Source organism: Micromonospora sp. LOL_021, from assembly GCF_048060215.1.
GTDB lineage: Bacteria > Actinomycetota > Actinomycetes > Mycobacteriales > Micromonosporaceae > Micromonospora_E.
Genome location: NZ_JBHMIN010000009.1, coordinates 103,304 through 114,880 on the forward strand (window position 1 = coordinate 103,304; position 11,577 = coordinate 114,880).

Below are 11,577 nucleotides of genomic sequence, written 5' to 3' on the forward strand. Positions count from 1 at the left end.
TGTAAGGAGCAGGAATGGCCGACAGACGCCATTTCAGATTCCCCCGACTGCGTCACCGATCAGCCGCCGCAGCTGCGGCCGTCACCCTGCTGGCCGGTCTGCTGACCGCGCCGGTCTCCCCCGCCCAGGCCGATCCCACGCCACCCACCTGGGGCAACCGGGTCGTCAACGTGCTGGTCTTCCACGGCCCCGAGGCCGAACAGGCCGATCCGGTCCGACGGGCCACCAACGTCATCCGACGGCTCGGCAACGAGCACGGCTTCTACGTGCACTCGTCCGACGATCCGAGCGTGTTCAACCCCGACAACCTGGCCCGCTACCGCAGCGTGGTCTTCCTCTCCACCGCCGGCGTCACCCTCGACGACGCGCAGGAGGCTGCGTTCCAGGCGTACGTCAAGGGCGGCGGCGGCTTCGTCGGCGTGCACGACGCGGCGTACGCCCAGCCCGGATCGGAATGGTTCACCGGTCTGCTCGGCACCCGGCCGGCACCGACCCTGCCACCGGCGGAGACGGTGGTCGAGGCGAGCGCCAGCGGCAACAACCCGCCGAACGAGACCGCCAGCCACGCGTTCGACCGCGCCACCGGCACCAAGTGGCTGACCCGCTCCCCGACCGGCTGGCTGGCCGGTGAGCTGGCTGAGCCGACCGTGATCAACCGGTACGCGCTGACCTCGGCCAACGACTTCCCCGGCCGCGACCCGCGGGACTGGACGCTGCAGGGGTCCAACGACGGCGAGAACTGGACCGATCTGGACCGCCGGACCGGGCAGAGCTTCCCACAGCGGTTCCTCACCCGGCAGTTCGCGTTCGACAACACCGAGGCCTACCGGCACTACCGGCTGGACATCACCGCGAACAGCGGCGAGCCGCTGACCCAGCTCGCCGAGCTCTGGCTGATCGGTGCCGACGCCGGTGCGGCACCGGAGACCCAGGTCCAGCAGGCAGAGGTCGACGTCACCGACCGCAACCACCCGGCGACCCGCGACCTGCCGATGAACTGGACCCGCGACGACCAGTGGATCAGCTGGGACCCGAACCCGGTCGGTCGGGTGCACGTCGTCGCCCAGGTCGACGAGACCAGCTACGACGCAGGGCTCAGCGGCAACGGACCGTTCCACCCGGTCGCCTGGTGCCACGACTACGACGGTGGCCGGTCGTTCTACACCGGAATGGGCCGCACCGAGGCAAGCTGGGCCAGGGACCTCCAGTTCCGCGACCACATCCTCGGCGCGATCCAGTGGACCGCCGGCACGGTACGCGGTGACTGCCAGGCGACGATAGCCGCCAACTACCGGATCGAGCGGCTCACCGGCACCAACCAGCAGGGCGAACTGGATCAGGTCGGTGAACCGCACGGCCTGACCATCGCGCCGGACGGCACGGTCTTCTACATCGGACGCGCCGCCTGCCCCTCCGGGGCGATCCCCGAGTGGTCGAACCCGGACATCGGCAAGGGCTGCGGCACCATCCACCAGTGGGATCCGCAGACTCGGCAGGTGAGGCTGCTCACCACTCTGAAGGTGATGGGCAACCGGGGCAGCGGCAGCGAGCTGGTCAAAAGCGAGGAGGGTCTACTGGGCATGACCCTGGACCCGGCGTTCACCGACAACGGCTGGTTCTACGTGTACTGGATGCCGCACGAGTCGATCGACCGGGAGAACCGGATCGGCCAGCGGACCGTGTCCCGGTTCACCTACGACCACGACAACGCCAGCATCGACCAGGCCACCCGGAGAGACCTGCTCAGCTGGGACACCCAGATCCACAGCTGCTGCCACGCCGGCGGCGGGATGACCTTCGACGACGCGGGCAACCTGTACGTCAGCACCGGTGACGCCAACTCGTCCGGTGGCTCCAGCGGCTACTCCGGCAACAACTGGACCCAGGAGTACGCCGGCACGTCGTTCCAGGACGCCCGCCGTACCGCCGGCAACACCAACAACCTCAACGGCAAGATCCTGCGGATCACGCCGGAGCCGGACGGCACGTACAGCATCCCGGACGGCAACCTGTTCACCGGCGAGGAGGAAGGCGGCGGCAAGACCCGCCCGGAGATCTACGTGATGGGGGTACGCAACCCGTCGCGGATCGCCTGGGACCCGGTCAACGACTGGCTGACCGCCGCCTGGGTCGGCCCGGACGCCACCAACCCGGACCCCGAACTCGGGCCGGCGAAATACGAGCACGCCACGATCATCACCTCCGCCGGTAACCAGGGCTGGCCGTACTGCATGGGCAACCGCCAGCCGTACCGGGACCGCAGCAACACCGACGCGTCGGTACTGACCGGCTGGTACGACTGCGACAACCCGCGTAACACCTCGCCGCGCAACACCGGGCTGGTGGAGCTGCCGCCGGTGCGCGACAACATGATCTGGTACTCACCGCAGGGCGGCGGCCCGGTCTTCCCGACCCGCACCGACGGCAGCGGACTGCCGACCTACGAGCCCGGTGAGGAGACCTTCACCCGGCCGTACCTGCGTGGTGGCGGCCAGGCCGTGATGAACGGCCCGACGTACCACCGCTCACGGGTCGACACCGACAGCGGTGTGGCCTGGCCGGCGTACTGGGACGGCAAGTGGTTCATCGGTGACCAGTCCAACGCGGACAACCGGGTGGCGGTCACCGTCGACCCGGCGGTGGTGCCCGACCAGGGCGCCCCCGCCTACGCGGAGGACCTTCGGGCGATCATTCCCGGTGGCAACGGCGGCACCCAGTTGCAGCACTGGATGGACGCCAAGTTCGGCCCGGACGGCGCGCTCTACCTGTTGGACTACGGCGGCGGCTTCTTCACCCTGCACGGCAACCAGAAGCTGATCCGGATCGTCTACGACGGCGGCGCGCCGACCCCGGGACCGGAGTACGCCTCGGCCCGCGTCCCGGAGCCTAGCGACCCGCGTACGGTGACCTTCTCCAGCCACCGGGTGGGCGGGGTGGCCTGGGAGTGGACCTTCGGTGAGGGCAACCGGGTGTCGCACCTGCCGCACCCGACCCACACCTACCGCAAGCACGGGCGGTTCGAGGCGACGGTGAAGGTGACCTACGCCGACGGCGAGGTGGCCGAGCACACCGTCGTGGTCGACACCGGCTGCGACGCGCCGGATGCCCGGGAGACGGTCTGGCTGCTGGACACCGACACCGGGGTGCCGAACCACGACGCCGGTGCCGGGTGCACGGTCAACGATCTCATCGACGACGAGCGGCAGTGGCCGAACCAGGGCTCGTTCACCAGCCATCTGGATGAGGTGCTGGCGCAGCTCACCGACGCCGAGGTGCTCGACGAGCAGGAGGCGGCGACGCTGCGGGCCGCCGGTGCCGACTCCCCCGTCGGCCGGACCGACGGCTACCGGACGTTGTTCGACGGCACCAGCCATTCGCTGTCCGGCTGGCGGCAGGCCCCCGGAGGCACGTTCCGGCTGCTACCGGACGGGTCGATCAGCAGCTCCGGCGGGCTGGGCATGCTCTGGTACGGCGACGAGGAGTTCGCCGACTACTCGCTGCGGCTGCGGTTCAAGGACGTCTCGCCGGGTGACACCCGGGCCAACAGCGGGGTGTTCGTCCGGTTCCCGGATCCCCGGGTGCCGGTGGACGAGCGTCCGGAGGGCAGCTGCGGCACGGTCGGCTCCGCCCGCAGCTCCCAGGCCTGGGTGGCAATCTTCTGCGGCCACGAGATCCAGCTCTACGACGGGGCAAGCGGGGAACCGCAGAAGACTGGGTCGATCTACAACTTCCAGCCCAACAACCTGGACCAGGCACTGCCCGCGCCGAAGGGCGAGTGGAACGACTACGAGATTCGGGTGGTCGGGCAGCACTACACGATCATCCGTAACGGGGTGACGATCAGCGAGTTCGACAACGTGCCGGGCAAGCAGTCGTCCCGGGCCGGTGACCCGCCCACCGATCTGCGCCAGTTCGTCAGCGGATTCATCGGTCTGCAGAACCACGGTAACAGCGACGTGATGGAGTTCCGCGACGTACGACTGCGGACTCTCTGACCGGTGACGTGCCGGGTCCGGACGCATCGTCCGGGCCCGGCACGTCAGGTCGTCCGGCCGGCGGACTTCGTCCAGACTTCGGTGACGACGACCCGCCGCAACGACGGCACCAGCACCGTGTAGCCCGACCAGACCAGGCCGATCGCGGCGCAGGAGGCGGCCGTGTGGAGCAGTCCGTCACCGGCCAGTGCCCAACCGACGAGGGCCGCCACCGCCACCGCCGGGGCCAGCAGCGACAGCAGCCGGACCAGTTGGCGCAGCAGGTGCAGCGACAACGCCGAGCCGACCAGCATCACGAGGCTGGCGACCGTCGCGGCGACACCGATGGTGACCGGACCCCAGTAGCGCCACATGACGAGGTTGACCACGGCGGCGGCGCCGAAAGCCAGCCCGTTGACCACCGCCACCCGCCGGTTTCGGCCCCGGGCGTTGAGCACCTTCACGAAGGTGTATCCGAGCACGTGCGCCCAGATGCCGAGAGAGAAGCCGAGCAGCATGACCGACGTCACGTCCACCGCCCGGTCGTCGAACGCACCGCGGGCGTAGAGCAGCGAGGTGATGCCACGGGCGTTCACCGTCAACGCCACGGACAGCGGGATCGTCACCAGCAGGACCGGGGCGATCAGCCGCTCCAGCCCCGCGACGACCTCGTCGCCGCGCATCCTGGCGAAGGCGGCGAGGCTGGCCAGGCCGAGCGGGGCGGCGATCAACGCCATCAACGAGTCGACGACGAACCGGGAGTACTCGGTCGCGGCGACCACCTCGATGCCGAGCAGCGAACCCACCGCCCGCTCGACGGCGATCGACCCCTGCAGCAGCACCGGGAGCAGCAGTAACGGGCGGAGCCGACGCCAGAACATGGTCAACGCCACCGCGTACTGCGCCCGCGACGTGGGCGGCAGCGACCCGTCACCGCCGTCGGCCCGCAGATACCCCTTGCGCCGGACCCAGTACGCCCCCCAGAGGAAGAGCACCACGTACGGCGCGGTGAACCCCCAGGCGAGCAGGACCACGTCGCCGGTGAGATAGGCGAGCAGTGTCGCGCCGATCAGGCCGACGCTCTGTACGGAGGCGCGCAGGTTGACCAGGCTGACGTCGTCGCGGGCCAGGGCAACCAGCGTGTACAGCGCGTACTGCACGTAGAACGGCACCGAGAACGCCGCGATGGTCAGCATCGCGACGGCGAGCGTGGCGGCGGCGGCGTCGAGACCGGGCCCGAGCAGTGCGATCCACAACTTCCGTAGCAGCAGCAACGCGATCACCAGCAGCATCGAAAGCCCGCCGAGGATCGTCCGGCCCGCGCGGTAGAGCGCCAGCGCCAGCGCCGGGCTGTCCTGCCGGTACCGCACGTAGAGCGGTAGGAATCCGGCCGACAGGGCATCGGCGGTGAAGAAGTTGACCGGCACCATGGTCGCGGTCTGCGCGACCCGGTTCGCCCCCACCGCCCGGCCGGCGCCGAACAGGGCCGCCAGTAGCACCTCGCGGACGACGCCGAGGAGCTTCCCGGCGATACCACCAAGTACGAGACGGAGAAAAGTGCTAGCCACAGCTTTTCGCCAGCCCGGTCACACCAGTTCCCCGTAGAGTGACTCGAGCTTTGCGGTCTGTCTGCTCAGGTCGAAGCGGTCCTCGACCAATTTCCGTCCGCCGGTCCCGAGCCGCTGGCACAGGTCCTGATCACCGAGCAGCGCGACCAGACGATCAGCGAGCGCGGCGGGATCGCGCTCCGGCACCAGGTAGCCGGTGACATCATCCATGACGGCCTCGGGGATGCCGCCGTGTCGCGTGCCGACGACGGGTCGACCGGTGGCGGCCGCCTCCAACAGCGCCATGCCGAGCCCTTCCTGGTCCCCGTTGGCCGCCGTCACGCTCGGCAGGCACAGCACTCGAGACCGCGCCACCGTGGCCAGTACCTCGGCGTGCGGACGGACCCCGAGGAATCGCACCGTCGCCGCTACGCCCAGCTCGGTGGCGAGTGCACCCAACTGCCCATGCAGCGGGCCGTCGCCAATGATGACGAGTTCTGCCGTCGGCACCGCTCGATGCACGACGGCGAAGGCGTGCAGCAGATCAGCGGTGCCCTTCTTCTCGACCAGCCGGGCGACGTGCACGATCCGGGGTGTCTCCGGCAGCGGCACCGGTTTGACGACCTCGGTGTCCACCCCGATCGGGAGCATCAGGGTCCGCTCAGCCGGGTAGCCCCACTCGATCGCGCACCGCTGGATGTGCCCGGATACGCAAAGGAACTTCACGCCGGTGTCGAACAGTGAGTCCCGCCAGGTCACATAGTTGATCCAGGACGGCTTCCGCGATGCCAGCAGTTGCCTCTTGGTGACGGTCACGTCGAAGCCGTGCAGGGTCGTCACGAGCGGCATCCCGAGCGCCCGGGCGGTGGGGACGGCGTACACCCCCTCGACGCCGAAGTGCGCGTGCAGGACCCGCACCTCGCGGTCCCGCAGTGTCCGCACCAGATGTTCGGACCGCCGGGTCAGTAGGTACGACGTCGTCGCCGACCGCCCAAAGGTCGAGAGACTGACGACGTCAGCGCCCAGCGGCGTCGTCTTCACCGGATCCCGGGCGACAAAGAGCGGCTGGTACGCGCGCATCGCCAGCGCCTGCGCCGGGATGAACGTCTCGGACGGCTGGAACAGCTGGTGGCGCACTATCCCGACGCTCGGTCTGCCGGACACGTCGGACCTCCTCCGGGAGCAGATGGACCAGGTAGCACAGGAGCAGGGCGAGGACCGGGATGGTATGGATGTCGCCGAAGACATCGGTGTTCTCCCCCATCGCCTGGATGCAGACCCAGGCGACGGCCGCACCCGTCCAGGCCACGAACATCGCGTTGCCCGGGGTGCCACCGGCCACGGCCCGGGCGACGAGTCGGAATTCGACGACGAAGAACCCGATGGTCGCGGCAAGACCCAGCAGGCCGGTGGAGGCCCAGGCCGCCAGCAGGATGTTGTGCGGTGGGAAAGCGTCGTCGTAGATGCCGTAGCGGCGCGCGTAGTCGGCGAAGCCTTCGAACCAGCCACCCCAGCCGAGCCCCAGCACCGGACCGTCCCGGAACGCCTGTGCGGCGTACCCCCAGATATCGGTCCGCTGGCCGAACGCCGTGCGGACCGCGCCGAGAAAGCCGCCGCCGTCGCCGAGGGTCACCAGCAGCACCGCCAGCACCGCCGTGGCACCCACCGCGATCAGCAGGAGGCGGCGGGCCCGGACCCCCATCCGGATCTGCCAGTAGTACGTGGCGACCACGGCCAGCGGCAGCACCACCGCGAGCACCCGGCACGCCTTGGAGCCGGTGAACCAGACGCCCAGGTAGGCGACGAGCCCACAGATCAACACGATCCGCTGCCGGGTGACCGACCAGATGGCGAACGCCGCCATCGCACAGACACCGAGGAACAGACCGGCGACGTTGCCGTTGACGAACACGCCACCGGCCTTCCCCGGGTCGAGAACGTTGTTCCGGTTCACGTCGAACAGCCCGTTGACGGTGTTCTGCCCGGCGAAGTATCCCGCCACGGAGCGGAGGTAGGCGTCCTCCACATCGGGGAAGAGCTGGAAGACCGCGACCAGCACGGACTGCGCGACGACGAACGGCCACAGCAGGTAGTGGGCCCGGTAGAGCAGTCGCGGGTCCTCCCGGGCCGCGTTGTCCAACAGCACCAGCGTGACCAGGAACTGCACCAGCAGCATGGTCGGCAGCCGCCCGTCCCCCGAATCCGGCGACCAGGCGAACGCCGCCAACCGGGCCAGCAGCAGCACGAGCAGGCTGTACGCCAGGGCGCTGCGCAACAGCCGGGCACCCGGGGTGCTCCACGTCCGGGCGGCGACGGCCGGCGCCAGCGCCAGCGCGGCGACCGTAGACAGCGGGACGTCGATCGTGCCGGCCGGCAGGAGATACAGCTGCGGTACCGCGAGCGCCATGACGATCATGACGCCGATCCGTTGCGGCATCCGCGCCGCAGCAACCACGATCCGGTTCAGCATCTCGGGCCTCGATCGGGGGGTCGGTGGAGCCAGTGAATTCGGTCATCCGGCGGCGGACAGCCGGGCGGCCAGCAACCGACGCAGCAGCTGACCGCGCTCGACCCAGCCGTGCCGCCCGGCACTGTCGATCCGTCCGGCGATCACCTCGTCGGTGACCGGGGTCAGCAACCGGCCCAGATGGTCGGCGAATTCGTCGTCCCCGGCGGTGACGACGTACGGGTTCGACTCCGCCGTCCGGCGCATCGACGGAAGCGGGGTGCTGAGCACCGCGAGGCCGGACGACAGATACTCGAAGCACTTCAACGGGCTGACGCCGACGGTGTACTCGTTCAGCGCGTACGGGACCAGGCCGACCGCGCAGCTGCCGGCCACCTCGGCGAGCTGCGACGGGGTGAGCAGACCGATGTGGCGGGCACCCACCTTTTCGAGCCGGCGCAGCTCGGCGGTGAAACTGCCGCCGCCGCCGGCGGCGAGCGGGCCGGCCAGGATCAGCTCACCGCCCAGCTCGCCGACGGTGACCGCGACCCGCTCCAGCAGCGCGACGTCGAGCTTGGCTGTGGTGAGGTTGCCGGAAAAGATCGCCGCCGGTCGACGCTCGGCCGCCGGCCGGCTGCCCCGCTGGAACACCGTGCCGTCCGCGACGTTCTCCAACAGCTCAATCCGGGAGAAACCGGACGAGGCCAGGTGTTCGCGTACCGCATCACTGGTCGCGATCGCCACCACGCCGGGCCGGGCGGCGAGGTCGCGCTCGCCGTTGGTCACGGCCACCGAGTCGACGCCGGGGAACCTGGCCAGTAGGTCGACACAGTGGTAGACGACCACGTCCGCCGCGTCTTCGAGCCCGTAGGTCACCGGGGTGAACGTCCACAGCACCCGCGGCAGGTCACCGGTGAGCCAGTCCGCCGTCGCCCGGCGCAGGACGGCCCGGTTCAGTGGTCGCGTCGGTGCCCGGTGCACCGGTACCACCAGCGGCGAGACGATCCTGGTGTTCGCCGGCCTCGCTCTGGCCGGCTGACGAGGCGACGGACCGGCCGAGGCGCCGAAGGCCCGCCGGGCGCGGCCGACCATCCGGACGATGTCGTCAGGGCGCAGTGTCGGCCGACGCAGACCGAGCGACTCCACGAAGGTTACCTGCGCACCGACCGCCAACTCACGGGTGACGTAGTGCTGGTTGGTGGCGACGGCCGAATCCCATTCGGCCGTACCCAGGATCAGCACGCTGACCGCGGATTCTATCGCACCGCCCGGTGTACTCAGCATCGTCCATCCAACGAGTCCGCCCGGGCAGAGGAATCGGCGGAAACAACAGGTACTCGACCCACGGACGGCCTTCGTCGCACCACGGCCCGTCGACTGCGACAATCGCGCCATGGGTGACAGCGATGAGAGCGTTGACCGCGCCTCGGCGAGCGCGGACTTCCTGGAGTGGAGCTTCTCGCTGAAAGGAGAGAGTTCCCCGTGGTCGGTGGAGCAGAGCATGACCCAGTTGCTCGCCCACGAGAGCGCCGAAGGGATTGGCCTGCCACTCGCCGACGCCGTACCGGCCGACGCGGCGGTCATTCACGAACTGGGCCGGCGGCGGACCCCGACCGCGGTCGCCGCGCTACGCGGTTTCCAGGCGATGAGCACCATCGACACCCAACGGGAACTCGCCCGGCTCAACGCCGACCGGCTCGTCGGGCACGGGCTGCCGGAACCGCCCTGGGCCGGCACCATCGGCCGGGTCGACGTCGACTGCTGCCGGTGGACGCACGACCCGTACGGCGAGACGGCGGTACTGCTCTGCGGCTTCTCCTACGGCGGCACCGACGAACACGGCATCCTCACCGTGATCGACCAGGCGATCGGCGGTGGACGGATCCGGGAGATCCTGCTCGGCACCCGGGTTGACTCGCTACGGCAACTGCTCGACCGGACGCACGGAGGTGAGGACGGTTTCGTGACCGAACCGCTCGACCCGGCGCTGGCCCGACGTCTGCTCGAGGACGCCGTCGCCACGTCGGACGAACTGATGGAGAATCCGGAGTACAAGCTGCGGCCGATGCCCGATGCGTACCGGAAGATGCGGGCGTTGACGCTGGCTCGGGCCCGCGCGCTCAGTGATGTCGCGGCCCCGCCGGATCCGTTTCCGACCACCGTGGAGATCGAGCTGCTGAAGCGGGCGTTCCTGGCCTCCGAGGCGGCGGCCGGGTTCCCGCCCGACGGCACCGCCAGCCGCGCGGTCGACCTGCTCGTCGAGCAGTTCGTCGAGCAGGCCGCCTGTCATCCGCTGCAGCTGGGTCCACGCCGGGTGCTCGCCGTACTCGGCCTGCCGGCGCTCGCCGCCGAAGCCGGTGCCGACCCGGTGGCCGGGCCGGTGCTTCCCGACGTCGCCGCCGCCTGGGTCGGCTGGACCGCCATCGAACGCGGGTTGAGCCCCGACGCGCGCGAGCGACTCGCGCGTACGGCGGACCAGGCCTGCGCTCAGCTGCGGTCGGCGATCGCCGGTGGTGACCCGCCGGTCTGACAAGCCGGGGCGCCGCACCGGCGCGGTCACCAGCGCTTACGCCGGTAGTGGCCGTGGTAGCCGTGGTGGCCGCTGCCGTAATGGCCGTAGTGGCCGCCCCGGTGCCGACGGTTGAGCCGGTGGTCGACCTCACGGAGCAGGCTGTCGACCGGCGAGCCGTGCCCCCGCCGCCGGGCGTGCCTACTCAGCTTCGACGCGAGCATCGACAATAGGAGACGTTTGACGAAGCGGCCCATCGTAGGTTCCTCCAGCCCTCGGGTCCCCGACGCCCGGCACGGTAGCCGGTGGTGTCCAGCCGGGCCGGCGTCTGCCATGCTCGCAGAGTGACCACCGGGCTCCCCTCCAGCCGCCACCCCGACCGGCGCCGCCACCGGACACTGCGTACCCTGATGATCCTCGTCGCCGTCGCGACCGTGCCGGCCGTCGTCGCGCTGGGCCTGGTCGTGGTGCCGTGGCTGCGCGAGCCCGGGCCGCGACCGATGTTCCAGCTCCCGGTCGCCTGCGGCGAGACCTGGCAGCTGGGTACCTACCCTGGCCATGACGACTACGACGTCGACCTGTTCCCGACCGAGGGCGAACCGTGGGGTCGACCGGTGCTCGCCTCCTACGACGGCGTCGTCACCGTGGCCGGGATCAACGGCTCGGTGGGCGGCCGGAACCCGGACAACCCGGACGGACCCCGGGGGCGCGGTGGCGGCTACTGGGTGAAGATCGACCATGGCGGTCGGTGGGAGACGCAGTACCTGCATCTACTCGAACCGCCGATGGTCCGGGAGGGTCAGCGGGTGGCGCGCGGCGAACAGATCGGGCTGCTCGGCAGCACCGGCAACTCGGGCGCTCCACACCTGCACTACGAGCAGCGGCGCGGCTGGCAGAAGGTGGAGACCTACTTCGACGGCCTGCCATCCGGCATCACCCACGACGACTACGAGTACACCGTACGGCTGACCAGCAACAACTGTTGACCCACGCCGCTGTGCGAGCCAGAGTCCCTCGACGTATCCGCTCCGCCCGGCTAACATTTCCGCCGTCTGGATCTGCTGGCGCGATTCACCAGGCACCGACCACACGTACGTACGT

The 11,577-nt window shown here is 70.0% G+C and carries 8 protein-coding genes; 3 read left to right on the plus strand and 5 right to left on the minus strand.

Annotated features, from left to right (window positions below; genetic code table 11):
* Window positions 1-14: 14 nt before the first annotated feature.
* Window positions 15-3,995, plus strand: a complete 3,981-nt coding sequence (locus tag ACFHWT_RS09015) for a ThuA domain-containing protein (protein ID WP_416594137.1) — start codon at window positions 15-17, stop codon at window positions 3,993-3,995.
* Between the two features lie 44 nt (window positions 3,996-4,039).
* On the opposite strand, the gene ACFHWT_RS09020 is transcribed toward ACFHWT_RS09015, so the two are convergent.
* The 4 genes from ACFHWT_RS09020 to ACFHWT_RS09035 are packed head-to-tail and all read right to left on the minus strand — an operon-like array spanning window position 4,040 to window position 9,251.
* Window positions 4,040-5,542, minus strand: a complete 1,503-nt coding sequence (locus tag ACFHWT_RS09020) for a lipid II flippase MurJ (protein WP_416594138.1) — start codon at window positions 5,540-5,542, stop codon at window positions 4,040-4,042.
* An 18-nt stretch (window positions 5,543-5,560) separates the two neighbouring features.
* Window positions 5,561-6,601: a glycosyltransferase gene (locus tag ACFHWT_RS09025; protein ID WP_416594139.1), complete on the minus strand. Its 1,041-nt coding sequence runs from the start codon at window positions 6,599-6,601 to the stop codon at window positions 5,561-5,563.
* On the minus strand, window positions 6,537-7,991 hold the full coding sequence (locus ACFHWT_RS09030) for an O-antigen ligase family protein (RefSeq protein WP_416594140.1): 1,455 nt from the start codon (window positions 7,989-7,991) through the stop codon (window positions 6,537-6,539). The genes ACFHWT_RS09025 and ACFHWT_RS09030 overlap by 65 nt, the downstream gene beginning before the upstream one ends.
* A gap of 42 nt (window positions 7,992-8,033) precedes the next feature.
* Window positions 8,034-9,251, minus strand: coding sequence for a glycosyl transferase family 1 (locus tag ACFHWT_RS09035; RefSeq protein ID WP_416594141.1), 1,218 nt, complete (start codon window positions 9,249-9,251; stop codon window positions 8,034-8,036).
* 109 nt (window positions 9,252-9,360) lie between these two features.
* On the opposite strand from ACFHWT_RS09035, the gene ACFHWT_RS09040 reads away from it, so the two are divergent.
* Window positions 9,361-10,497, plus strand: a complete 1,137-nt coding sequence (locus tag ACFHWT_RS09040) for a hypothetical protein (protein ID WP_416594142.1) — start codon at window positions 9,361-9,363, stop codon at window positions 10,495-10,497.
* Between the two features lie 26 nt (window positions 10,498-10,523).
* Here ACFHWT_RS09040 and ACFHWT_RS09045 read toward each other — a convergent pair whose 3' ends face one another.
* Window positions 10,524-10,733 carry a hypothetical protein gene (locus tag ACFHWT_RS09045; RefSeq protein WP_416594143.1) on the minus strand — a complete coding sequence of 70 codons (210 nt, stop codon included), beginning with the start codon at window positions 10,731-10,733 and terminating at the stop codon, window positions 10,524-10,526.
* An 87-nt stretch (window positions 10,734-10,820) separates the two neighbouring features.
* Between ACFHWT_RS09045 and ACFHWT_RS09050 the strand changes: the two genes are divergently transcribed.
* Entirely contained in the window at window positions 10,821-11,462 is a 642-nt protein-coding gene (locus tag ACFHWT_RS09050) for a M23 family metallopeptidase (protein ID WP_416594144.1), read from the plus strand.
* The last annotated feature ends 115 nt before the right edge of the window (window positions 11,463-11,577 follow it).

Bases quoted from the DNA above. Each gene is read 5' to 3' on its own strand.
- ACFHWT_RS09035 (WP_416594141.1), bottom strand. From the start codon at position 9,251: ATGCTGAGTACACCGGGCGGTGCGATAGAATCCGCGGTCAGCGTGCTG.
- ACFHWT_RS09025 (WP_416594139.1), bottom strand. From the start codon at position 6,601: ATGCGCGCGTACCAGCCGCTCTTTGTCGCCCGGGATCCGGTGAAGACG.
- ACFHWT_RS09045 (WP_416594143.1), bottom strand. From the start codon at position 10,733: ATGGGCCGCTTCGTCAAACGTCTCCTATTGTCGATGCTCGCGTCGAAG.
- ACFHWT_RS09040 (WP_416594142.1), top strand. From the start codon at position 9,361: ATGGGTGACAGCGATGAGAGCGTTGACCGCGCCTCGGCGAGCGCGGAC.
- ACFHWT_RS09030 (WP_416594140.1), bottom strand. From the start codon at position 7,991: ATGCTGAACCGGATCGTGGTTGCTGCGGCGCGGATGCCGCAACGGATC.
- ACFHWT_RS09015 (WP_416594137.1), top strand. From the start codon at position 15: ATGGCCGACAGACGCCATTTCAGATTCCCCCGACTGCGTCACCGATCA.